The organism is Streptomyces varsoviensis, assembly GCF_000718635.1.
Lineage (GTDB): Bacteria > Actinomycetota > Actinomycetes > Streptomycetales > Streptomycetaceae > Streptomyces > Streptomyces varsoviensis.
On record NZ_JOBF01000003.1, the window covers coordinates 83,820 to 107,037 of the forward strand.

General features: G+C 72.9%; 21 protein-coding genes. 10 read left to right on the forward strand and 11 right to left on the reverse strand.

Annotated features, from left to right (window positions below; translation table 11 throughout):
* Positions 1–24: 24 nt before the first annotated feature.
* Positions 25–855 carry an ABC transporter permease gene (locus tag IF55_RS05045; RefSeq protein WP_030875898.1) on the forward strand — a complete coding sequence of 277 codons (831 nt, stop codon included), beginning with the start codon at positions 25–27 and terminating at the stop codon, positions 853–855.
* A gap of 52 nt (positions 856–907) precedes the next feature.
* Here IF55_RS05045 and IF55_RS05050 read toward each other — a convergent pair whose 3' ends face one another.
* Positions 908–4,339 (reverse strand): AfsR/SARP family transcriptional regulator, encoded by a 3,432-nt coding sequence (locus tag IF55_RS05050; protein ID WP_030875901.1) that lies wholly within the window; start codon positions 4,337–4,339, stop codon positions 908–910.
* A gap of 271 nt (positions 4,340–4,610) precedes the next feature.
* Between IF55_RS05050 and IF55_RS05055 the strand changes: the two genes are divergently transcribed.
* Entirely contained in the window at positions 4,611–5,429 is an 819-nt protein-coding gene (locus IF55_RS05055; protein ID WP_037962745.1) for a site-2 protease family protein, read from the forward strand.
* Between the two features lie 31 nt (positions 5,430–5,460).
* Here the strand turns inward: IF55_RS05055 and IF55_RS05060 are convergent, their stop codons facing one another.
* The gene (locus IF55_RS05060) at positions 5,461–5,712 is read right to left on the reverse strand and encodes a hypothetical protein (RefSeq protein WP_078643679.1); all 252 of its coding nucleotides are present in this window, start codon (positions 5,710–5,712) and stop codon (positions 5,461–5,463) included.
* A 186-nt stretch (positions 5,713–5,898) separates the two neighbouring features.
* Between IF55_RS05060 and IF55_RS05065 the strand changes: the two genes are divergently transcribed.
* Positions 5,899–6,324: a nuclear transport factor 2 family protein gene (locus IF55_RS05065; protein WP_030875907.1), complete on the forward strand. Its 426-nt coding sequence runs from the start codon at positions 5,899–5,901 to the stop codon at positions 6,322–6,324.
* Positions 6,325–6,418: 94 nt separating this feature from the next.
* Here IF55_RS05065 and npdG read toward each other — a convergent pair whose 3' ends face one another.
* From npdG to IF55_RS05090, 5 genes are read right to left on the reverse strand one after another with little or no spacing between them, the layout of a single operon-like run.
* Positions 6,419–7,123, reverse strand: a complete 705-nt coding sequence (gene npdG / locus IF55_RS05070) for an NADPH-dependent F420 reductase (RefSeq protein ID WP_030875909.1) — start codon at positions 7,121–7,123, stop codon at positions 6,419–6,421.
* 13 nt (positions 7,124–7,136) lie between these two features.
* Entirely contained in the window at positions 7,137–7,982 is an 846-nt protein-coding gene (locus tag IF55_RS05075; RefSeq protein WP_030875911.1) for a carbohydrate ABC transporter permease, read from the reverse strand.
* Complete coding sequence (locus IF55_RS05080) at positions 7,979–8,890, reverse strand: carbohydrate ABC transporter permease (RefSeq protein WP_030875913.1); 912 nt, start codon at positions 8,888–8,890, stop codon at positions 7,979–7,981. The genes IF55_RS05075 and IF55_RS05080 overlap by 4 nt, the downstream gene beginning before the upstream one ends.
* A complete protein-coding gene (locus IF55_RS05085; protein ID WP_030875915.1) occupies positions 8,887–10,227 on the reverse strand; it encodes an ABC transporter substrate-binding protein in 1,341 nt (446 codons plus the stop codon). The genes IF55_RS05080 and IF55_RS05085 overlap by 4 nt, the downstream gene beginning before the upstream one ends.
* On the reverse strand, positions 10,224–11,312 hold the full coding sequence (locus IF55_RS05090) for a sialidase family protein (protein ID WP_030875919.1): 1,089 nt from the start codon (positions 11,310–11,312) through the stop codon (positions 10,224–10,226). Before IF55_RS05090 ends, IF55_RS05085 begins: the two co-directional genes overlap by 4 nt.
* 275 nt (positions 11,313–11,587) lie before the next feature.
* Here IF55_RS05090 and IF55_RS05095 point away from each other — a divergent pair, with 275 nt between their 5' ends.
* The gene (locus tag IF55_RS05095) at positions 11,588–12,199 is read left to right on the forward strand and encodes a hypothetical protein (RefSeq protein WP_030875921.1); all 612 of its coding nucleotides are present in this window, start codon (positions 11,588–11,590) and stop codon (positions 12,197–12,199) included.
* A gap of 421 nt (positions 12,200–12,620) precedes the next feature.
* Here IF55_RS05095 and IF55_RS05100 read toward each other — a convergent pair whose 3' ends face one another.
* The gene (locus IF55_RS05100) at positions 12,621–12,869 is read right to left on the reverse strand and encodes a hypothetical protein (protein WP_030875924.1); all 249 of its coding nucleotides are present in this window, start codon (positions 12,867–12,869) and stop codon (positions 12,621–12,623) included.
* 78 nt (positions 12,870–12,947) lie between these two features.
* Here IF55_RS05100 and map point away from each other — a divergent pair, with 78 nt between their 5' ends.
* Entirely contained in the window at positions 12,948–13,805 is an 858-nt protein-coding gene (gene map / locus IF55_RS05105; protein WP_030875927.1) for a type I methionyl aminopeptidase, read from the forward strand.
* 114 nt (positions 13,806–13,919) lie between these two features.
* Positions 13,920–14,615, forward strand: a complete 696-nt coding sequence (locus tag IF55_RS05110) for a biliverdin-producing heme oxygenase (protein WP_030875930.1) — start codon at positions 13,920–13,922, stop codon at positions 14,613–14,615.
* A 303-nt stretch (positions 14,616–14,918) separates the two neighbouring features.
* On the opposite strand, the gene IF55_RS05115 is transcribed toward IF55_RS05110, so the two are convergent.
* Positions 14,919–15,503: a hypothetical protein gene (locus IF55_RS05115; RefSeq protein ID WP_157854261.1), complete on the reverse strand. Its 585-nt coding sequence runs from the start codon at positions 15,501–15,503 to the stop codon at positions 14,919–14,921.
* 221 nt (positions 15,504–15,724) lie between these two features.
* On the opposite strand from IF55_RS05115, the gene IF55_RS05120 reads away from it, so the two are divergent.
* Together IF55_RS05120 and IF55_RS05125 are read left to right on the forward strand one after the other, a co-directional pair.
* Positions 15,725–16,876, forward strand: coding sequence for a sensor histidine kinase (locus IF55_RS05120; protein WP_030875935.1), 1,152 nt, complete (start codon positions 15,725–15,727; stop codon positions 16,874–16,876).
* Positions 16,873–17,541: a response regulator gene (locus IF55_RS05125; protein ID WP_030875938.1), complete on the forward strand. Its 669-nt coding sequence runs from the start codon at positions 16,873–16,875 to the stop codon at positions 17,539–17,541. The genes IF55_RS05120 and IF55_RS05125 overlap by 4 nt, the downstream gene beginning before the upstream one ends.
* Positions 17,542–17,677: 136 nt before the next feature.
* On the opposite strand, the gene IF55_RS05130 is transcribed toward IF55_RS05125, so the two are convergent.
* Together IF55_RS05130 and IF55_RS05135 are read right to left on the reverse strand one after the other, a co-directional pair.
* Positions 17,678–19,315 (reverse strand): HtaA domain-containing protein, encoded by a 1,638-nt coding sequence (locus tag IF55_RS05130; protein WP_048831566.1) that lies wholly within the window; start codon positions 19,313–19,315, stop codon positions 17,678–17,680.
* Positions 19,316–19,383: 68 nt separating this feature from the next.
* Entirely contained in the window at positions 19,384–20,895 is a 1,512-nt protein-coding gene (locus tag IF55_RS05135; RefSeq protein WP_037962748.1) for an HtaA domain-containing protein, read from the reverse strand.
* A 175-nt stretch (positions 20,896–21,070) separates the two neighbouring features.
* Here IF55_RS05135 and IF55_RS05140 point away from each other — a divergent pair, with 175 nt between their 5' ends.
* Positions 21,071–22,030, forward strand: coding sequence for a heme/hemin ABC transporter substrate-binding protein (locus IF55_RS05140; protein ID WP_051776078.1), 960 nt, complete (start codon positions 21,071–21,073; stop codon positions 22,028–22,030).
* Position 22,031: 1 nt separating this feature from the next.
* On the forward strand, positions 22,032–23,135 hold the full coding sequence (locus tag IF55_RS05145; RefSeq protein WP_037962753.1) for a FecCD family ABC transporter permease: 1,104 nt from the start codon (positions 22,032–22,034) through the stop codon (positions 23,133–23,135).
* Positions 23,136–23,218: the final 83 nt, after the last annotated feature.

Genomic DNA, 23,218 nt, shown 5'->3' on the forward strand with positions numbered 1-23,218 from the left:
CACCCACCGAAGCGAGGTACGCGCATGAGCGCCGCCACCCTGACCGCGCCCGCGCGGCCCACGAACGACGGCGAGGGCCGCATCGGCCTGCGCGCCAACCTGCGGCACATCGGGGCGCTCGCCCGCCGCAACCTGCTCCAGATCAAGCAGGACCCGGAGTCGATGTTCGACGTCCTGCTGATGCCGATCATCTTCACGCTGCTGTTCACGTACGTCTTCGGCGGCGCGATCTCCGGCAAGGGGAACCAGGAGGCGTACGTCAGCTACCTCATCCCCGGCCTCATGGCGATGAACGGCATGAACATCGCCATGGCGGTGGGCACCGGCGTCAACGAGGACTTCCGCAAGGGGGTGATGGACCGGTTCCGCACCATGCCGATAGCCCGGTCCTCCGTCCTCATCGCGAAGATCGTCGTGGAGATCGGGCGGATGGTGGTCGCCACGGTCATCCTGCTGATCATGGGCTTCCTGCTGGGCATGTCCATCGACGGGTCCGTGCTCCACGTGCTCGGCGCGGTGCTGCTCTCCCTGGCCTTCGGCGCCTCGCTGATGTGGATCTTCATCCTGCTGGGCCTGGCGATGAAGACCCCGCAGGCCGTGCAGGGTCTCGCGATGATCGTGATCATGCCGCTCCAGTTCGGCAGCTCGATCTTCACGCCGACCTCGTCGATGCCGGGCTGGCTGGAGGGGTTCACCAAGGTCAACCCGCTGTCCAACCTCGCGGACGCCTCGCGCAACCTGTTCGGCGGGCACGGGGCGGTCGCCCAGCCGGTCCTGATCACTCTCGCCTGGGCGGTCGCCATCACGGTCGTGACCGCGCCGCTGGCCGTACGCAAGTTCCGCAGCAAGACCTGAGCGCCGGGCCGTACCGGCCCGGGCGGGCCCGGGCGGGCTCGGGCGGCCACCCTCACACCAGGGCGGCGGCCTCCTCCAAGGAGAGGGCGCCGCCCTCGGCGTACGCGCGCTCGTACGCCGGTCCGCTCAGCACGGCACGGGCCGTCGCCTCGGCGGCCGCGCGCGCCTCCCGCTCCTCCGAACGGGCGTGCCCGGGCGGGCGCAGCGCGTCGTGCGCGCCCAGCAGCCGGGCCGCGCACAGCGCCTCCGCCTCCCGGTCGCGGCCCAGCAGGGCGTGCGCCTGGGCGCCCGTCAGGATCTGCGTCAACGGCAGGTGCGGCGCGATGAGCCGCCCCAGCGGGGTGCGCGTCTTCGCGAGCGCCTGGCGCAGCTTCGCCAGCGCGGCCCCGGGCCGGCCCTCCAGCACCTCCAGCCAGCCGTACAGCCCCACGACCATGCCCTGGAACACATGGATCGTATGGTCCTCGAAGTCCTGGTACAGCCTGTCGAACTCGGTCCGCGCCTCGTCCGTACGGCCCGCGCGGGCGATCCGCACCGCGAGCTGGAGCCGCGCGAACGCGCCGACGTCGCGGTTGGCCCCCTTCCAGGACGTGAGCGTCTCGCGGAGCAGCCGCTCCCCCTCCTCCGTGCTGATCGCCCCGGACTCCATGAGGACCTCGGCCAGCCGGGCCCGGAGCAGCGGCACCTGGCCGTGCGCGCCCAGCTCCTCGTACCGCTCGACCGCCTTGCGGTAGTCGTCGGCGGCGAGCGCGAACTCGCCGCGCTGCTCGCGCGCCTCGGCCCGGCCGGCCAGCGCCTCCGACACCCCCCAGCCGTCGCCGAGCCGCAGGAAGATCTCCAGGCTCTCGTCGGCGTCGCGGGTGGCCTGCGCGGCCCCGTCCCCCTGGTCGTTGAGGAACTTCGAGCGCATCTGGAGGGCGTGGGCCAGCTCCCACTCGTAGCCGAACTCCCGGCAGCTCTCCACGGTGGCGTGGATGACGTCCTTCAGCCGCGGCATGTCGCCGTCGGAGGTGAGCAGCACCGCGAAGATCCAGGAGAAGCCCGGCACCCGGCAGGTCTGCGGCAGGCCGGGCCGGTAGGCGGCGGTGATCCCGCTCATCTGCGCCCGCGTCTCGGCCGACGCGGACGGGTCGATGTTGCTCTCCATGCTGGAGAGCACGACGAGGCGGACCTCGCGCCGGGCCTCCTGCAACTGCTCCGCATCCATGGGCGGCGGGGCGTCGATGCAGCGCGCGTGCAGCGGCGGGGCCGGGGTGACGGGCGCCGCGAAGGGGTCCGGGCCCAGCTCCGCGGCGGCCTGCCCCCAGGTGCAGGCGTCCACCCGGTGGTCGCGCAACTGCCAGAACCAGCTCAGGGAGAGCACCAGGCAGAGCGCCTCCTGCTCGTCGCCCGCGGCCACGGCCCGGCGCAGCGCGGTGCGCATGTTGTCGTGCTCCAGCTCCAGCCGCTCCAGCCAGCCGCGCTGCGCGGGCCCGCGCAGCAACGGGTCGGCGGTACGGGCCAGTTCGCGGTACGCGACCAGGTGGCGGCGTTCCACGGCGGCGCGCTCCCCCGCCTCGTCGAGCCGTTCGGCGGCGTACTCGCCGACGGTCTCCAGCAGCCGGTAGCGCATCTCGCCGCCGGCGTCGGCCGAGGGGGTGGCGGCGACGACGAGCGATTTGTCGACGAGGGAGCCGAGGAGGGCGGCGACATCGCGGGTGGCGACGCCGGCGCGCCCGCCCGTACGCGCGCCGGAGCCGGTACGTTCACCACCGCCCGTACGCCCGTGAGCACCCGTACGCCCGTCGGCGCCCGTACCCTGGCCCCCGCCCGTACCGCCGCCCGCACCCTCCTCGCCGTCCGCGCACACCGCCTCGGCCTCGTCCAGGCCGCAGCCGCCCGCGAAGACCGAGAGTCTGCGCAGCACGGCGCGCTCGGGCCCGTCCAGCAGGTCCCAGGACCAGTCGACGACGGCGCGCAGGGTCTGCTGGCGCGGCAGTACGGTCCGGCTGCCGCTGGTCAGAAGCCGGAACCGGTCGTCGAGGCGGTCGGCGAGGCCGCGCGGGGTGAGCATCCGCAGCCGGGCGGCGGCCAGTTCGATGGCGAGCGGCAGGCCGTCGAGGCGGCGGCAGATCTCGGCGCACGCCTCGGGGTCGTCGTCGGTGGAGAAGCCGGGGCGGGCCGCCGCGCCCCGGTCGGCGAGCAGCCGCAGCGCGACGGGGTCGGGCAGGGGTTCCACGGGCCGCACCAACTCGCCCGGCACGGCGAGCGGTTCGCGGCTGGTGGCGAGGACGGAGACGTCGGGGCAGCTCGCGAGCAGGGTCTCGGCGACGCCGGCGGCGGCGTCGATGACGTGCTCGCAGTTGTCGAGCAGGAGCAGCATCCGGCGCGGGGCGCAGTGCTCGGCGAGGCGGGTGAGGGGGTCGAGGGCGCTCGGGTCGGAGGCGCGCAGCCCCTCGGTGGCGGCGGTGCGCACCAGGGTCTCGCGCGCGCCGAGCGCGGTGAGCACGGCCTCGGGGACGGTGGCGCCATCATCGAGGGGTGCGAGTTCGGCGACCCATACGCCGTCCGGCCAGGTCGCCTTGAGGGAGTCGGCGGCCTCTTGCGAGAGCCGGGTCTTGCCGGCGCCGCCGGGCCCGAGGAGGGTGACGAGGCGGTGCGCGCCCAGGTCCGTACGGATGGTGTCGAGGTCGCTCTCGCGGCCGACGAAGGAGGTGCGGCGGGCGCGGAGGTTGCCGGCCGCCGGGGCGGGGGCCGGGCGGCGGGGCGGCTCGGGGGCGCCGGCCGGTTCGAGCAGTTCGGCGTGTACGGCCCGGAGTTCGCCTCCGGGGTCGACGCCGAGGCGGTCGGCGAGGCCCGTGCGCAGCTCCTCGTAGGCGGTGAGCGCCTCGGCGGTGCGCCCGGCGGCGTGCAGGGCGCGCAGCCGCAGCGCGTGCAGCGGCTCGTCGAGGGGGTGCTCGGCGCACAGCTCCACGAGCGCGGGCAGGGCCGCTTCGGCGCGGCCGAGGGCGAGGTCGGCGGCGAGCCGGGCGCGGCGGGCGTCGAGGCGCCGCGCGTCGCAGCGGGCGGCGGCGGCTCCCGGGTCGGGCAGGTCGGCGAGGGCCGGGCCGCGCCAGAGCCGGAGGGCGTCGTCGAGGAGGACGGCGGCCTTGTGCGGGTCGCCGTCGGCGAGCGCGCGGGCGCCCTCGTCCGCGAGCCGCTCGAAGCGGTACAGGTCGATGTCGTCGGCGGCGGCGCGGAGCCGGTAGCCGCCGCCGTCGGCGGATTCCACGGCGTCGTGGCCGAGGGCGCGGCGCAGCCGCCCGACGAGCGCCTGCAGCGCGCCGGGGGCGTCGGCGGGCGGTTCGGCCTCCCAGATCTCGTCGATGAGCGCTTCGGCGGCGCGGGCCCGCCCGGGGCGCAGGGCGAGCGCGGCGAGCAGCGAGCGCAGCCGCGCGCCGCCGAGGGCGACGGCCGTGCCGTCGTCGCGGAGGGCCTGGGTGGTGCCGAGGATGCCGTAGCGCACCGCCCCATTCTCCTTCACCCGTCCCCCCTCACCAATCAGCGCCCTCCACCTCCACCAGCACCCCACTCTCGTCCCTGCGGTACCGGGCGCCGCGCTGCTGCCGTGCCCGCACCCCGCTGCGTGGGGCGCGGTGAGCTCCGGCCCCAGTCTCGCCCGGTCGCGGTGGAACTCGGGAGGTTGCGCGGGGCGTTTTTCGGGGTGGTGGCGGGTACGGTCGTACGCCGGCACTTCCGGGGCCCCGGGGGGCCCAGCGACTCCAGGAGCACCACCTATGGCAAGCACGGCGGCCCGCGGCGACCGGCGGGTGAGTTCTGTCTTTCTCGCGCTCGTCGCGATCATGGCGGTGTCCGGGTGGGCGGTGTGGACGGGCTTCTCGAAGGTGCCCGGGATCGCGGTGTTCCTGTTCGTGGTGTCGGGGTGGATCGTGTCGCTGTGCCTGCACGAGTACGCGCACGCGCGGACCGCGCTGCACAGCGGGGACATCTCCATCGGCGCGAAGGGCTATCTGACCCTGAATCCGCTGAAGTACACGCACGCGCTGCTGTCCATCGTGCTGCCGGTCGTGTTCGTGATCCTGGGCGGCATCGGGCTGCCCGGCGGGGCGGTCTTCATCGAGCGGCACCGCGTCCGGGGGCGCTGGCGGCACAGTCTGATCTCGGCGGCGGGGCCGCTGACGAACGTGCTGTTCGCGGCGGTGTGCACGGCGCCGTTCTGGCTGCACGCGCTGGACGGGGTGCCGGACCACTTCCGGTACGCGCTCGCGTTCCTGGCGCTGCTCCAGGTGACGGCGGCGATCTTGAACTTCCTGCCCGTCCCGGGGCTCGACGGCTACGGCGTGATCGAGCCGTGGCTGTCGTACAAGGTGCGGCGCCAGGTGGAGCCGCTGGCGCAGTTCGGGATGCTCGCCGTCTTCATCATCCTGTGGATCCCGGAGGTGAACGTCGTGTTCTTCGACGCGATCCACGCGCTCCTGCGGGCTCTGGGCGTGACCGAGTGGGACACCTACTGGGGCCGCGCGCTGTTCCAGTTCTGGAAGGGCACGCCGGACATCCCGCCGCTGTCCGAGGCCCCGTACACGATCTTCGACTGACGTGCCGGCGGGCCGGCGCCCGCGCCCGTCGTCAGCCGGCCGCGGTCTGCCGCCGCTCCTCCGCCGCGCGGTCGTTCTTCTGCTTGCGCACGTAGTACCAGGCCATGTTGGAGGAGACGCCCGCCAGCAGGACCCAGACGATCCCGACCCAGCTCCCGCTCACGAAGGAGACGACGGCCGCGACGACCGAGAGTACGCACACGGCGATGGCATAGAGGGCGAGGCGGGGCATGGCGGTCGGCTCCTGTCCGGGGTGCGATGTTTCCCTGCCAGTGTCCCCCATGCCCGGTACGGGCCCGCCGCGGCCTGGGTCCGGCGTCTCCGGCCGGTCCGCGGCGGCACCCGCGCACCGCCCGGCACCAGGCCCCCCTTGCGGGAGAACGTTCATTCTCCTAGGCTGGCCAGCGCCGGAGAACGTACGTTCTCAGCATCCCAGTACGCACCCCCGTACCCAGCGAAGGGATCGACCATGAGCGCGAGCGAGACCAGGCCGCCGCTGCCGCCGTTCACCGCGGAGAGCGCCGAGCGGAAGGTGCGCGCCGCCGAGGACGCGTGGAACAGCCGGGACCCGGAGCGGGTCGCCCTCGGCTACGCCGAGGAGTCCGAGTGGCGCAACCGCGACACCTTCCTGACCGGCCGCGCGGAGATCGTCGCGTTCCTGCGCGCCAAGTGGGAGCGCGAGCTGGACTACCGGCTCCGCAAGGAGCTGTGGGCCTACACCGACGACCGCATCGCCGTCCGCTTCGAGTACGAGTGGCACGACGCGGCGGGCCAGTGGTTCCGCAGCTACGGCAACGAGAACTGGGAGTTCGACGAGCGCGGCCTGATGCGCCGCCGCTACGCCTCGATCAACGACCTCCCCATCGCCGAGGACGAGCGCCGCATCGCGCTCTGAGCAGCGCCGCGTCGCGCTCTGAGCCCCCGGCAGGAAGGGGAGCGGCGCGCGCGGGCGGCCCCACGCCCGTACGCGCGCCACCTGCCCGTACCCGCTATACGTCCGTGACCCGCAGCCCGGCGTGCGCCTTGTAGCGCCGGTTCACCGAGATCAGGTTGGCGACCAGCGACTCCACCTGGTGGGCGTTGCGCAGCCGGCCCGCGAACACGCCGCGCATGCCGGGGATCCGGCCGGCCAGCGCCTGTACGAGGTCCGTGTCGGCCCGCGCCTCGCCCAGCACCATCACATCGGTGTCGATCTCCGCGATCTCCGGGTCCGCGAGCAGGACCGCCGAGAGGTGGTGGAAGGCGGCGGTGACCCGCGACTCCGGGAGCAGCGCGGCGGCCTGCTCGGCGGCGCTGCCCTCCTCCGGCGTCAGCGCGTAGGCGCCCTTCTTGTCGAAGCCCAGCGGGTTGACGCAGTCGATGACGAGCTTGCCCGCCAGCTCCTCGCGCAGGGCCTCCAGGGTCTTGGCGTGGCCGTCCCACGGCACCGCGACGATCACGATGTCGCTGCGCCGCGCGCACTCGGAGTTGTCCGCGCCCTCGACGCCCAGCCCCAGCTCGGCAGCGGCCGTCTGGGCCCGCTCGGCCGCGCGCGAGCCGATGATCACCTTCTGGCCGGACTTGGCGAGCCGGTAGGCGAGGCCGCGGCCCTGGTCGCCGGTGCCGCCGAGGACGCCGACGACGAGGCCGGAGACGTCGGGCAGCTCCCACGGGTCCTTGGCGGGCGCCTTCTTCGTGTCATCAGAAGTAGTCATGACAGCGATACTGTCACGCCTTCACGCTGCCCTCGGTGAGCCCCGTGCGCCAGTACCGCTGCCCCACGCCCATCAGCACCATCAGCGGCAGTACGGACAGGAACGCACCGCCCACCGTGTACTGGTAGAGCTCCGGCTGCCGGTCCGCGTACCCCTGCCAGGAGGTCAGGCCGAGCTGGATCGGGTAGAGGTCCGCGTCGGCGAGCATGACCAGCGGCAGGAAGAAGTTGTTCCAGATGTGCACGAACTGGAAGAGGAAGACGGTGATCAGCGCGGGGGTCATCAGCCGCAGCCCGAGCACCGTGAAGATCCGCGCCTCGCCCGCCCCGTCGAGCCGGGCCGCCTCCAGGAGCGAGTCCGGCACCGCGGCGGCCGCGTAGATCCGGCACAGGTACACGCCGAAGGGGCTGACCATCGAGGGCAGCAGCACCGCCCAGTGGGTGTTGGCCAGCCCCATCTCGCTGAACAGCAGGTACAGCGGCAGGGCGAGGGCGGTGCCCGGAATGAGCACCCCGGCCAGGATCAGGTTGAACACCGACTCGCGGCCGGGGAAGACGAACTTGGCGAGCGCGTACCCCGCGGCGGCGGCCAGCAGCGTCGCCGCGACGGCGCCCACCCCCGCGTACAGCAGGGAGTTGGCGAACCAGGTGACGTACACGCCGCCGTCGTAGGTCAGCATCTGGCGCAGATACGTGACCGGGTGCGGGTCGGCGAACCAGAAGCCGAAGCTGCCGAAGAGGTCGCCGGTGGACTTGGTCGCGGAGACGACCAGCCAGTAGACGGGGACGAGGAAGTAGACGGCGGCCACCGCCAGCAGGGAGGTGGTGGCGATGCGGTGGCGCAGCGGTGGCCCGGTCACTTCCCGTCCCTCCCCCGCCCCACGAGCCGCAGGAAGCCGAAGGACAGCACGCACGCCACCAGCGCGAGGAGCACCGCCTCGGCCGCGGCCACATGCTGGTTGTTGCTGGTGAACGCCTCGTTGTAGGCGTGCAGGTTGGGGGTGTAGCCGGAGTCGATGGTGGCCGCGAGGGGGCGCAGCACCATGGGCTCGGCGAAGAGCTGGAGGGTGCCGATGATGGAGAAGACGGTGGCCAGCACGAGCGCGGGCCGGATCAGCGGCAGCTTGATGTGCCAGGCGATCTGCCCGGCGTGCGCGCCGTCGATGCGCGCGGCCTCGTACAGCTCGCCCGGCACCGCCTTCAGCTGGGCGATCAGCACGAGCATGTTGTAGCCGGTGAACTGCCAGGTGACGATGTTGGCGATCGACCACAGGACGGTGTCGCGGGCGAGGAAGTCGACCTGCCAGCCCGCCGAGTGGGCCACCTCGACCAGCGGGCTGAGGCCCGGCACGTACAGGAAGCCCCACAGGATCGACGCGATGACGCCGGGCACGCCGTACGGCAGGAAGAACGCCGTGCGGAAGAAGCCGACCCAGCGGGCGGAGGCCGCGTCCAGGAGCAGCGCCAGGCCGGCCGCGAGGACGATCATCACGGGGATCTGGACGGCCCCGAACAGCAGGACGCGCCCGAAACCCTCCAGGAAGCGGGGGTCGCCCAGCGCGTGCGTGTAGTTGCCGAGCCCCGCCCACACCTCGTGGGTGGTGCCGCCGAGGCCGAGCGGCCCGGAGCGCTTCGGCTTCAGCAGGCTCTGGTAGACGGCGTAGCCGATGGGCGCGAGGAAGCAGAGCAGGAAGAGGGCGAGGAAGGGCAGCAGGAAGCCGGCCGCGGCGCGGCGGCAGCGGGCCTCGGTGCGGGTGGCGCGCCTCAACCCGCTTCCGCCTTGAGGCCCTTGTCCCGGAGGTCGCCGACGGTCTGGTCCCGCACCTTCTTCAGTACGGACCGGAAGGAGCCGCCGTCGGCGAGCGCCTCGGTGAAGGCGTCGCCGAGCCGCTGGTAGAGGGTGTCGGTGGCCGGCCCCCACTGCCAGCTCGTGTCGACGCCCTTGGCGGCGCGCTGGAAGACATCGGTGTAGTGCTGGCCGCCGAAGAAGTCCCGGCGGGCCTCCAGGTCTGCGGTGCTGTAGCCGCGCTTGGCGCTGGGGAAGCCGTAGCCGCCCTTGATGAGGAGCTTTATGGAGGCGGGGTCGGAGTTCAGCCAGACGGCGAAGTCCAGCGCGTCCTTGGGGTGCCGGGTGGCGGCGAAGACCGCGGTGGTGGAGCCGCCCCAGTTCGCGTACGCCGCGTCGCCCTTCCGCCACTGCGGCATCGGCGCGACGCGCCACTTCCCGGCGGTCTTCGGCGCGTTGCCGGCCAGCAGCACATCGCCCCAGCTCGCGCCGAGCCAGGAGACGAGTTGCCCGGTCTGGATGTCCTTGTACCAGGCGTTCTGCCGGTCGGGGATGGTGCGGATCAGCTTCCGCGCGACGAGGCCGCCCCAGAAGTCGGCGACGCGGCGGGTGGCGTCGTCGTCGATGTCGATCGTCCACCGCTCGCCGTCGACGCGGAACCAGCGGGCCCCCGCCTGCCAGGCGAGCCCGGCGAAGCGGTTGCCGTTGGTCGCCGAGAACGTCTCCAGATACGCGCCCCGCTTCCGGACCGCCTTGGCCGCCTCCTCGTACGCGTCCCAGGTGGCGGGCGGTTCGATGCCCCACTTGTCGAGGAGGTCGTGGCGGAGGAACAGGCCCATGGGCCCGGAGTCCTGCGGGATGGCGTAGACGGACTCGCCGAAGACGGACTGCGCCCACTCCCAGCCGACGAACTTCTCCTTGTGCCGCCGCGCCCCGTACGCGGCCAGGTCCAGGAGGCCGTTGTCGAGGAGGAAGCTGGGCACGGTGGCGTACTCGATCTGGCCGAGGTCCGGCGGGTTGCCGGCCTTGATCGCGGCGTGCATCTTCGCGTACTGCGCGCCGCCGACGGCGGAGACCTTCTCGACGTCGACGCGCACTTCGGGATGGGTGCGGTTCCACAGGTCGACGGGGCCGTCGATGCCGGGCACCCAGGACCAGAAGGTCAGGGTGATCCGCTCGCCCTTCTTGCGGTCCGGCGGGCGGGCCGACCCCTCTTCGCCGGAGCCGGAACCGGAGCCGCAGCCGCCGAGCGCGAGGGCCGCGGCCGTGCCCGCCGCCGAGCCCAGTACGGCCCGGCGGCCCACTCCGTACGGGCTCATGTCAGCTCCTCCACGGGGATGCGCCGGAAGGTGATGGTCGAGTACGCGCTGAAGTCGCCCGTCTCGTAGAGCAGCCCCACCGTGTCGGCGTCGACCCGCACCAGGTCGGAGTAGGCGGCGGGCAGCCCGCTCGCGGTGTGCACGGGGCGCCAGGTCAGGCCGGAGTCGCGGCTGGCCCGTACGGTCATCAGCGCGCGGTGCGCGGGGTCGGCGGGGCCGGAGAAGAGCAGCACATCGGGGTGGCCCAGGTGCAGGACGCTGCCCTCGACGATGGGGGTGACGAGCCCGGCCTGGGGGCGGAAGGGCTTGTCGAGGGTTTCGCCGCCGTCGCTGGAGGTGGCGTCGGCGCGGTGGCCGGGCGAGGCGGCGTCGTTGCGGGTGTTGAAGTAGACGCGCCCGTCGGGGAGTTCGGCGGCGGTCGTCTCGTTCACGTTGACGTAGCCGTCGGGGTTCTCGTCGAGGTAGCCGATGCGCCAGGTCGCGCCGTCGTCGTCGCTGTAGACGCAGTGTCCGCTGTTGTAGCGGGGCTCGGCGCCGGAGTCGGCGCCGAGCGGCGGGGTGGTGTGGTTGGCGGGGACCAGCACCCGGCCCGCGTGCGCGCCGCGGGTGAGCCGCAGGGCGTGGCCGGGCGTGGTGGCGTACCAGCGCCAGCCGGGCCGCTTCGTCTGCGCGGTGATCTCGCGCGGCGCGGACCAGGTCAGCCCGTCATCGTCGCTGTGCTGGAGCCAGACGCGCCGTCCGTCGGCCTCGGACACCTGGCCGCGCAGGATGCGCTGCTCGGTGGCGCCGGCGGCGTTGTGCACCTGCGGCAGGAGGACGCGGCCGCCGGGGAGCGGGACGGGCGCCGGGTTCCCGGCGGTGTCCCTGCCGTTGTCGCTGACGACGCGCAGCGGGCCCCAGGTGCGGCCGCCGTCCGCGGAGCGGCGCAGCACGATGTCGATGTCACCGGAGTCGGCGGCGGAGGCGCGCCGCCCCTCGGCGAAGGCCAGCACGGTCTCCTGCGCGGAGACCACCACGGCCGGGATCCGGAAGCTCGCGTATCCCTCGCTCCCGGCCCGGAACGGCACGGAGGTCTCGTAAGCCATGGGCGATCCCCCAACAACCGGACATAGGACGTCCCTTGTCCTGCGGTGACCATAGGGAGGGGCTGATACCCCGTCAAGGCAACCGGCGCGCCCCGCGGGCCCGTCACCCGGTCGTACCCGTGACGTACGAACACGGGATGAACGCAGCCGGTCGCGGGGGCGACGACCGCCCTGCCGAATCGTTTCCCCGCTCCTGCGACCGCTCGCTCACCCGTACGAGTGAGAAAGTGCCGCCACCCGGCGGCGGGCGCCGCGCCGCGGCAGGATACGGGCCCATGGATGCCGTACGAGTCGCGCTGCTGCGCGAAGTCCTCGCCGGAACGGAGTGGCTGCGCTCCACCCGCCGCTTCGCCGGAGCGCTGCGCTCATCGGTCGGCGCGTACGGCGGCGGCCTGCTGCTCGTCGGCAGCGCCGGCTACGAGCCGTGGCACCTCGCCGCCCACCTCGACGACGAGGCCGCCTGGTCGGGACTGCCGGAACTCTCACCCACGCTCGTACGGCACCGGGTGCCGGCCGGCGTCCCCGCCCACCTCTCCGTGGGGCTCGGACGGCTGGCCGCGGCCCGGCGCGGCGAAACGCTCCTGGTCGTGACCCCGGAGCCGCCGGAGGCGACCCTGCTCGAACGGGTCCACGACGCGCGCCGCGGCGGCACCACGGTGCTGGCGCTGGACAGCGGCGACGAGGAGCTGGGGGCCCTGGCCCACGACGCGCTGACCGTCCCCGCCACCGACGACGGCACCTCCCTCGACCTCGACACCGTCCAGCACCTCGTCAGCGCCGCCGCCGGAGAGAACACCCTCCCCGCCCCCCACGGCCGCCGCCGCTTCCGCGACCGCCTCTCCCGCCTAGCCGACCAACTGACCACCCCGCCGCCGGTCCGCTGGTAAACCGCTGGACCAGGCCGCCACAACGAAACCCGCGCCCCATCAGGGACGCGAGGAACTGCGCGCCCAGCCACAACGCACCCGCAGACGACAAACCGCCCCGCCGAAACCCGACCTCAGGGGCGCGAGGAACTGCGCGATCGGCCACAACGCGCCCGCAGGCGAAGAACCACCCCGCCGGGGCCCGCCCCCAGGGGCGCGGGGAACTGCGCGACCAGCCACGACACACCCGCAGACGACAAACCGCCCCGCCGGGACCCGCCCCCAGGGGCGCGAGGAACTGCGCGCCCAACCACAACGCACCCGCAGACGAACACCACCCGGGCAACGGCCACCCCCAGGGGCGCGGGGAACTGCGCGATCGGCCACAACGCACCCGCAGGCGACGAACCACCCCGGCGAGGGGCCCGCCGGCGGCCGCCGGCTACGGCTCCCGGCCGGTAGAGCCCTGGCCAGGCCCGTCGGAGACATCGTCATTCCAGCGGGGGTCGTTCTGCCATTCGCGGTTGCGCTCCGCCGCCGTCTCCATCGCGTGGGCGGCCTCCTCGCGCGTGGCGTACGGGCCCATGCGGTCGGCCGCGCGGCATTGCGGGCCTTCTTCGACCTTGCCGTGCTGGAGGCAGTAGTACCACTCCCCCGGCTTGCCGGTCGCGCGTTTCTTGAACAGCGCCATCGGCCGCTCCTCCCGTGTGGTCCCCGCTGGACGTTCTGGCCCCATGGTGCCCGATGCGCCCTGGATACACTCGCTGGCATGTCTGGCCAGTCAACTCTTGTCCCGGGGACGCTCTCCCCCGCCCGCCCCGTCCCGGCGTCGATCCCGCGCCCCGAGTACGTCGGGAAGAAGGCTCCCACCCCGTACACCGGCCCCGAAGTGCAGGACGCCGAGACGATCGAGCGGATGCGGATCGCGGGCCGTATCGCCGCCCGGGCGATGGAGGAGGCCGCGAAGCACATCGCGCCCGGCGTGACCACGGACGAGCTGGACCGGGTCGCGCACGAGTACATGTGCGACCACGGCGCGTACCCGTCCACGCTCGGCTACCGCGGCTACCCCAAGTCGCTGTGCTCCTCCGTGAACGAGGTCATCTGTCATGGCATCCCCGACTCGACGGTGCTGCGCGACGGCGACATCGTCAATCTGGACGTCACGGCGTTCATCGGCGGCGTGCACGGCGACAACAACGCCACGTATCTCTGCGGCGAGGTCGACGACGAGTCGCGGCTGCTCGTGGAGCGCACCCGCGAGTCCCTGAACCGGGCCATCAAGGCGGTCAAGCCGGGCCGTCAGATCAACATCATCGGCCGGGTCATCGAGTCGTACGCGAAGCGGTTCGGCTATGGCGTGGTCCGCGACTTCACGGGCCACGGCATCAACACGTCGTTCCACTCCGGCCTGATCGTGCCGCACTACGACAGCCCGCACCACACGACGGAGATCAAGCCGGGGATGACCTTCACCATCGAGCCGATGCTGACGCTGGGCACGTACGACTACGACATGTGGGACGACGGCTGGACCGTGGTCACGAAGGACCGGAAGCGGACGGCGCAGTTCGAGCACACCCTCGTCGTGACGGAGACGGGGGCCGAGATTCTCACGCTTCCCTGATCCGCGACGGGGTAGGTTTTTACCGACAGGGCGTCGGGAACAGGTTGACTTAGGTAAGCCTAAGTAGAGAGAATCGGTTCCCGTCCGCTCCCCCTCGGCCCCCGGAGGTCCGTCTTGGACGCCACCAGCTCGACGTCGTCGGTTCCGTTCTCGACGTTGATCCGCAACGCCTCCCACGAGCAGCACACGGAGGCCGAGAACTCGACCTTCATGAGCGACATGCTCGGCGGCCGGCTCGGCGTGGACGCCTACCGGCGCTACACGGAGCAGCTCTGGTTCGTCTACCGCGCGCTGGAGGACGCCGACAGCGCGGCGCGGCTGGCCGGCGACCCGGTCGCGGGCCCGTTCGTCCAGCCCGAACTGGACCGTACGGCAGCCCTGGAGCGCGACCTGGCACATCTGGCGGGGCCCGGCTGGCGTGCGGAGATCACCCCGCTGCCCGCGACCGCCGCCTACGCCGAGCGCGTGGCGCACTGCGCGCGCACCTGGCCCGGCGGGTACGTGGCCCACCACTACACCCGCTATCTGGGCGACCTCTCCGGCGGCCAGATCATCCGCGGCACCGCCGAGAAGACCTGGGGCTTCGAGCGCAAGGGCGACGGCGTGCGCTTCTACGTCTTCGACGCCATCGGCAACCCGGCCGCCTTCAAGCGCGGCTACCGCGAGCTGCTGGACGCGCTGCCCCTGGACGACCTGGAGAAGCAGCGCGTGGTGGACGAGTGCAAGCGCGCCTTCGCGCTGAACACGGCCGTCTTCCGGGAGCTGGGCGAGGAGTTCGGCGGCGGCGCGAGCGGCCCGCTCAGCGCGTAGCCCTCCGGCGGCCGCGCCCCCTACGAGCCGCGACCGGCCCCGACGGAGCACCGCCCGTCGGGGCCGCGCCATGACGTACCGTTCCCGGCCGAACCCGACCCCGCCGGGATCGCCGGCGCGGTGGCGCAGGGGACCGGCCGGCCGAAGGGAAAAGTGACGGCCGAGGACGTGCCGGACGGGGATCTGACCGTCGAGTAACCGCTCAGCCGCCGGTGCCCTGAGCTGGGACGGTCAGAGCCTTCGGCGGCCCGCGCCGTCCCAGCTCAGAGGCGACACCTCAGCCATCTCTGCCGAGAATCCGGGTCAGCAGGGCTTGACGTACCCGACCCCGCGCCACTGGCCGTGCTTGGTGCCATAGGGCGCCGGAGGTGTGGAGCCCAACCACTTCTTGTTGCCGTCGTACCAGTTCCCGACCCGGCCCTTGGTCTGGTTGTTGTACCAGGAGCCCCCACTGGTCCAGCCGCTTGGCTTCTTGTGGAAGTCGCACGAGAACCACTCGCGCTCCGCTCCCGTGTACCCAGTGCCCGAGTAGCCGCACAATGCCTTATACGTGCAGGTGTGGGCCGCGAGCGACGCGCTCCCGCTCTTGCCGAGCTCGCGCGCGTACTTCTCACCGGGCAGCGGCAGCAGCAGCCTGCCGTCCGGGTAGCGGATCTCATTGGCGGCGGTCTGCTTGCCCCCGTCTGTGGCAATCGCCGCGTCGACTGCCTTCTGCAGTGCCGTGGCCTCCGTCGCGGTGAGCCCCGCCTCCGCTGCCTGGGCCCGGAAGGCGGAACGGCTCGTGTCGGCGGAGGCGGTGCCGTCGGCGAACGCTGCCGGAGAGGCGATGACAGCGGCGAGCAGAAGAGCGGAGCCGGTGGCCACCGAGAGGCGGTTTCCCATTTTCATGCCGCGAGGTCCTTTCACGTGGCTGACAGATCGAGCGGGCGTCCGGTGCGTGTCCGGCGCCCTTGAGCTCCCAGAACGTACTGTCCGCCCGGTATTCCGCACGTCCCACCGGGGGTTGAGCCGCGGCGCACACCACCGCGGTACCGACCCGGCGCCTGCAACTTCCGCGGTACCGCGGAAGTTTGACACCTCTGCGCAGGAGCCGGCTCTACGCTGCTGCGATGCGGATGCGTTCCCTGGCCGTCGACACGCTGATCGCGACGGCGCTGACCGGTGTGGCCCTGCTGCTGGGGCAGGAGGCCGCGCGCCAGGGGCAGAACCCGCTCGACGCGACCGCTTTCGTGCTGGTGGTTCTGGTCCACCTGCCGCTCGTGTACCGCGCCCGGGCCCCCGTCCTGACCTGGTGCCTCGTGCACACGGTCTGGCTGGTCTACATCGCCCTCGGCTACTGGCCGGTGGTGTGCAGTTTCGGCCCCCTGCTGGCCATCTACACCGTCGCCTCCCTGCGCCCCGTGCCGATCTCCGTGCCGTGCGCCGCGCTGATGGGAGGCGCCTGGATCTACGCGGGCGCGGTGAACCACACCGACTCCTGGCCGTCCGTGCTCGGGCAGGCCGTGGTCTACCCGGCGGTGCTGTGGCGGTTCGGCGTCGTCGCCCGCCGCTCGGCCGAGCTCGCCCGGCAGTTGCACCGGGAACAGGCCGAACGGGCCCGGCGCGAAGTGGCCGAGGAACGCGGCCGGATCGCCCGCGAACTGCACGACGTGGTGGCGCACCACATGTCCGTGATCTCCGTGCAGGCCGGTCTCGCCCGTTTCGTCTTCGACACCGACCGCCGGACCGCACGGGGCGCGCTCGACACCATCGGCGCCACCGGCAAGGAGGCCCTCGACGAGCTGCGCCGCATGCTCATGGTGCTGCGCGCCGACGGCGACGGCGCCCCGGCCGGCCCGATGCCGGGGCTGTCCCGCCTCGACGAGATGGCCGAACGCGTCCGTGCCGGTGGCGTCCCGGTCGCCCTGAGCGTCGAAGGCACCCCGCGCCCCGTCGCTCCCGGCGTGGAGCTGTGCGCCTACCGGGTCGTGCAGGAGGCTCTCACCAACGTCCTCAAACACGCGCCCGGCGCGAGTGCGGAGGTACGGCTGAGGTACGAACCGCACCAGGTGACGGTGTCGGTCACGGACGACGGAGAGGGGGTGATTTCGGACAGAGTACGAACAGACGGCGGGCACGGCTTGCTCGGCATGCGCGAGCGGGCCAAGCTCTACGGTGGGCGGATCTGCATCGGCCCGCAGGAACAAGGCGGTTTCGCTGTGCGGCTGACCCTGCCGACCTCCGCGAAGGCCGCGGCGCGGGGGGACGACGCCACCAGATGACCAAAGTGCTCGTCGTCGACGACCAATTCCTCATTCGGGCCGGACTGGTCGGGCTGCTGGCCGCCGCACCCGGCATCGACGTCGTCGGCGAGGCGGGCGACGGCGCGGAAGCCGTGGCACTCGCCGCCGAGACCGGGCCTGATGTGATCTTGATGGACGTCCGGATGCCCGGCATGAACGGCATCGACGCCACCGAACGCATCCTCGCCCAGGCCGTCGGCCCCCCGCCCAGGGTCCTGGTGCTGACGACCTTCGACCTCGACGAGTACGTGTACGGGGCGCTGCGCGTCGGCGCCTCCGGGTTTCTGCTCAAAGACTCCAGTCCGGAACGGCTGCTCGCCGCGGTGGCCGCGGTCGCCGGTGGTGACGCGCTCTTCGCGCCCAGCGTCACCCGCCGCCTCGTGGAGGCGTACGCGCGCCAGGCCGCCTACGAACAGCCCGCGGACCTGGCCGCGCTGACCTTCCGGGAACGGGAGGTGCTGAAGCTGATCGCCCGCGGCCTGTCCAATCTGGAGGTGGCCGACCGCCTCTACATCAGCGAGGCGACGGTCAAGACTCACCTCAACCGCACCATGACCAAGCTGGACCTGGCCAGCAGGGCACAGGCGGTGGTGGTGGCGTACGAAACGGGCCTCGTGACCCCGGGAGGTCATCGGGGCGGCTAGCGGTCGCGTACGCCACCCCCTCCACGCCTCCACGCCTCCACGCCCCGATGCCTTCACGCCCCGAGGCTCGGAGGGTCTGGCCGAGGCGGTGCGCGCGGGCCCGCTGGGATTCGGGCCCGCGCGGTCCTCGGGACCGTCAGCCGCGTGCGCTGCCGCGGCGCCGGGTGGCGTACGCGGCGGCGCCGCCCGCGAGGACGAGGGCCGCGGCGCCGCCCACCAGGGCGGTGGTGGGGGTGCTGGAGCCGGTGCTGGCGAGGGAGCCGCCGGTTCCGGAGCCGCCCGTGATGCCGCCGGAGCCGCCGGTCGTGCCCGCGCCGCCGCCGAAGCCGCCGGTCCCCCCCGACGAGCCCGCCGAGTCCGAGGAGCCGGACGAGCCGGTGCCGCCGGGGAGTTGGGCGTTCTTGTCGAGGGAGACGTTCAGCGTGACCGGGTCGAGGTCGCGCTTGGACGGCTGGTCGTAGTAGCCGCCGAACGCCTTGGCGCCCTCGTCCGTGAGCCGGGCCGGCACCGCCGCGAGCGTGACGATCTCGCCCTTGGCCTTCATCGGCTTGCCGCTCAGGTCCAGGTCGGCGAGGCGCAGATCGTCGCTGTTGACGACCTTGCCGCTGGCCAGGTCCTTGGCGGAGACGTCCGCGAGCAGCGCGCCCTTGCCCCCCTTGACCCGCACCTTGAGGTCGCTGAACTTCAGGTCCAGCTTGCCCTCGTGGCCGGTGAAGCGGATCGCGCCGCCGAACGCCGCGTCCAGGGCGGACGTGTCGGCGTCGTACGAGCCGTGGCCCTTGGGGAAGCGGTAGCCGTCACCGCTCTTGGCGGCCCCGCCGGACAGCTCGATCTCGCCCTTCGCGCCGCCGGTGATGTAGTCGCGGAACGACTTCTTCACGCCCCAGTCGAGGTTGCCGTCGGCGATCGTGCCGGACTGGGCGTCCTGCTCCCCGGGGCCGGAGGGGGTGGACGGCTTGGCCGGCTGGTCGGTCGGCCCGTTCGTGGGCTGCTTCGACGGGCCGCCGGTGGGGTTGCCCGTCGGATTGCCCGTCGGATTGCCGGTCGGGTCGGTGGGGTTCGTGGGGCCGGTCGTCGGCACGGTGGTGGGCTGCTGCGTCGGCCCGGTGGTCGGCTGCTGGGTGGGCCGCCCGCCGCCGCCCGCCTTCACCGTGAGCGTCGCCGGGTCCAGCTCCTGCCCCGCCTCGTACATGCCGTTGAACGCCTTCGCGCCCTCGGCGGTGAGCTTCGCCGGTATCTTCGCGAAGGTCATCGCGCCGCCGTCGCCGCTGCCCGGCCGCACCGAGGACAGGTCGAGAGAGGCCAGTTCGACGTCGTCCTCGGTCTTGCCGGCCGCGGTGATGTCGGCGGTGATGCTGCCGGCCTTGCCCTGGGTGGACAGCTTCAGGTCCGCGAGCTCGATGTCGAAGCCGTGCGCCTTCGAGATGAAGCGGACGCTGCCCTTGAAGGTGGTCGCGACGGCGTGCGTGCCCGTGTCGTACGTGCCGGAGCCGCCGGTGAAGGTGAAGGGGCCGTTGTCGGCGGCCTGCTTCGCGCCGCCCGCGGTCTCGATCGTGCCCTTCGCCATCCCGGTCACGTACTTCCGGAACGACTCCTTCACACCCCAGTCCAGGGTGCCGTCCTTCAGCTCCATCTTCGGCGGCCCGGCCGCGCCGCCGTCGGCCGCGAACGCGGGGATGCTCACCGCGCCCGCCCCCAGCGCGAGGGCCGTGGCGGCCACGAGGGCGAAGCGCCGCGCGGGGCGGGCGGGGGGCGCGGAGGGGGTGACGGTCATGGTCGGGTTTCTCCTTGAAGGGGTGTTGAGGGGGTGTTGGGGGACGCGGTTCGCGGCTGAGGAGGCCGTCAGTCCTTCGCGGGCGGCGCACTGTCTTCCGTGCCCGCTCCGGCGGCGGCACCGGCGGCGGCGGCCGTCCGACGCTTGCGGACGACGGTGAAGGCGGTGCCGGCCGCGAGCAGGACCACGAGCGCTCCCGCGCCCGCCGCGATCGGCACAACCGAGGAGGAAGAGGAGGGAGACGAGGAAGAAGAAGCGGCGGCAGCGGCGGCCGGCGTCGCGCTCGCGTCGGCCGCCGTCGGCGTGGCGCTCGGCGCGTGCCCGAGGTCCGGCAGCGGCGGCAGTTTCGCCTTGGCGTCGAGGGCGACGGAGAGCGAGACCGGGTCCATGTCGGCGCCCTCCTGGTACATGGAGCCGAATGCCTTCGCCCCTTCGGCCGTCAGCTTGGCCGGCGCCTCGGAGATCGCGATCAGACCGTCCTTCGGCTTGAGGCTCTTCGCCTCGAACGTGGCGAGCGGTACGGACTTGGGCTCGCTCTTCCCGTCGGCGACGCCCTTCCCTTCGGAAACGGCCGCCGACAGCGTGCCCTTGCCGTCCCGCACCGCGACCTTCACCTCGCTGAAGGAGAGGTCGAGGTGTTTGCCGGTGAAGCGCAGGCTGCCCGCGAAGGAGGCGTCGAGGGCGCCCTTGTCCTCGTCGTAGGAGCCCTTGCCCTGGGGGAAGCGGAAGAGCGCGCCGCCATCCTGGGCCCCGTCGGCGAGCTGCCACCTGCCCTGGGCGATGGGCCCGGTGACGTACTCGCGGAAGGTGCGGCGCACGCCCCAGTCGACGGCCGCGTCCGTGAACTCGCCCTTGGGCGCGTCCTTCTCGCGCTTCTCGTCCTTGGCCGGGTCGCCGGAGGGCGTCGCGCTCGGCGTCGTGTCCGGCGCGCCCGGCTGGACGTCGGCCGACAGGTTCACCGGGTCGAGCGCGGTGCCCGCCGTGTAGTAGCCGGCGAAGGCCTGGGCGCCCTGGGAGGTGAGGGTGGCGGGGATGTCGGCGAGGGCGACGGCGGTGCCGCCGCCGCGCATGTTCACGCCGGAGAGGTTCAGCGCGGCCAGCGGCACCTGCGCGGCGCTGGTGACCTTTCCGCTGCCCTTGGCCTTGCTGACCATGTCGGCGTAGAGCGTGCCCTTGCCGCCGGATATGCGGACGGTGGGGCGGCTGATGGTGAGGTCCAGTTCGTAGCCGCCGTCGGACTTCTTGTGGCCGGTGAACCGGACCCCGCCGGAGAAGGCCGCCTCGAACGCGCCGCTGTCCGGGACGTACGAGCCCTTGGCGGAGTGGAAGCGGAACGCGCTGCCGCCGACCGTGGCCGCCCCGCCCTGGAGGGCCCAACTGCCCTGTGCGATGGGCCCGGTGACGTAGCTCTGGAAGGAGGACTTGATGCCCCAGTCGAGCCGGCCGCCCGAGACCGTGCGGCTGTCCGCGGCGCGGGCCGTACCTGCCGGGAGCAGCAGCGCGGCCGTCAGCGCCGTGGCGAGCGCGAGGGCGGACGCCCTGCCCGCGCCGGCGGCGCGTACAGGTCTGAACGGCAGCATCAGGAACCCCTCCAGGGTGTGGTTAATGAGGTAAGGCTAACCTAAGCTACGACCGTTCAGGTCGGATACCACCCGGAAGCGGAAAGGCTGAATCGTGCAGCAACGGCAGTCGGCGGGCGCGCCGATACGGGCTCCACGCCCCCTCCGCGCACTCGTGGCGATCCTCACCCTGGCCATGGCGCTCGTCGGCTGCGGCACCTCCGGCGCGTCCGGCGGCGGCAGCTCGGCGGGCACGGAGAAGCAGCGGGCCGCCGCCGACCGCGTGCAGCCGATCGGGACGCGCCCCGAGCCCGAGCTGCCCGCCACCGTACGGTCCGCCGACGGCCACGACGTGACCGTACGCAGCGTCGAACGGATCGTCCCGCTCACCGGCTCCCTCTCCGAGACCGTCTTCACCCTCGGCCTCGGCGACCACGTCGTCGCCCGCGACATCACCGCCACCTTCGAGCAGGCGAGGAAGCTGCCGGTGGTGACCCGCGCGCACGACGTCTCGGCGGAGAGCGTGCTCTCCCTCAAACCCACCCTCGTCCTCGCCGACACCACGACCGGACCGGCCGAGGCCATCCAGCAGATCCGGGCCGCGGGCGTCCCCCTCGTCGTGCTCGACCCGCCCAAGAAGCTCGCCGACGTCGGCCCCCGCATCGACGCGGTGGCGGCGGCGCTCGGCGTCCGCGCCTCCGGCGACGAGCTGCGCAAGCGGACCGAACAGCGCCTCGCGGCCGTACAGAAGAACATCCCGCACGGCGGGAAGAAGCCCCGCGTCGCCTTCCTCTACCTCCGCGGCTCGGCCGCCGTCTACCTCCTCGGCGGCAAGGGCTCCGGCGCGGACTCGCTCATCGAGGCCGCGGGCGGCGTCGACGCGGGCGCGGAATCCGGGCTGACGAAGGACTTCACGCCGATCACCAGCGAGGCGCTCGCGAAGGCCGCGCCCGACGTGGTGCTCCTGATGACCAAGGGGCTCGACTCGGTGGGCGGCGTCGACGGGCTGCTGAAGGTGCCGGGCGTCGCCGAGACCCCGGCCGGAATGGACCGCCGGATCGCCACCGTCGCCGACGGCGTGCTGCTCAACTTCGGCCCCCGTACGGACACGGTGCTCAAGTCCCTGATCGACCAGATCCACAAGGGCGGCTCCTGACATGGCCGTTCTGACGGAAGAAGCGGCTTCCGACGGGGGCACCGCGGGCGCCCCGTCCCGGCCGCGCGCCGCCGGGCGCCGCGGGCGGCGGACGCTGCTCATCGCGGCCATGGCCGCCGCCCTGCTCGCCCTCTGCCTGCTCTCCGCGGGCATCGGCGCGTACGAGATCCCCGTCGGGGACGTCCTCGGCTCGCTGCTGCACCGCGTCGGGCTCGGCGGGGCGCGGCTGGACCGGGTCGGCGAGAGCGTGCTGTGGAACGTACGGCTGCCGCGCGTCGTCCTCGCCCTGCTCGTCGGGGCGTCGCTCGGGTGCGCGGGCGCGCTGATGCAGGGCGTGTTCGGCAACCCGCTCGCCGAACCCGGCGTCATCGGCATCTCCTCGGGCGCCGCCGTCGGCGCCGTCGGCTCGATCGCGCTCGGCCTGAGCTTCTTCGGCAACTGGACGGTCACCGCCTGCGCGTTCGCCGCCGGGCTGCTCACCGTGCTGGTCGTGTACGCGCTGTCGCGGTCGGGCGGCCGTACGGAGGTGGTGACGCTGATCCTCACCGGCATCGCCGTGAACGCCTTCGCGGGCGCCCTGATCGGCCTGTTCGTCTTCTTCGCGGACAACGCGCAGGTCACCCAGATCACCTTCTGGCAGCTCGGCTCGCTCGCGCAGGCCACCTGGCCGAAGGTGCTGGCCGTCCTGCCGTGCGCCCTGGCCGGGCTGGCCGTCGCCCCCTTCTACGCGCGGAAGCTGGACCTCCTCGCGCTCGGCGAACGCCCCGCCCGCCACCTGGGCGTCGACGTGGAGCGGCTGCGGATCACGCTGGTCCTGGTCGTCGCGCTGCTCACGGCCGCCGCCGTGGCCGTCGCCGGCATCATCACCTTCGTGGGACTCCTCGTCCCCCACCTCCTGCGCATGGCCGCGGGCCCCGGCCACCGCCTCCTCGTACCGGGCAGCGCGCTGGGCGGCGCCCTCGTCCTGGTCGCCGCCGACCTCGCGGCACGTACGGTCGCGCAGCCGGCGGAGCTGCCGCTGGGCGTCCTGACGGCCCTCTTCGGGAGCCCGTTCTTCTTCTGGCTGTTGAGGCGGACGCGGCGAAAGCAAGGAGGCTGGGCATGACAGCCTGCTCGCCGCACACCGCCGCGCGCCCCACGGGTTTCCGGCCGGGGGCCCGGGGGCTGCCCCCGGAAAAACACTGCTGG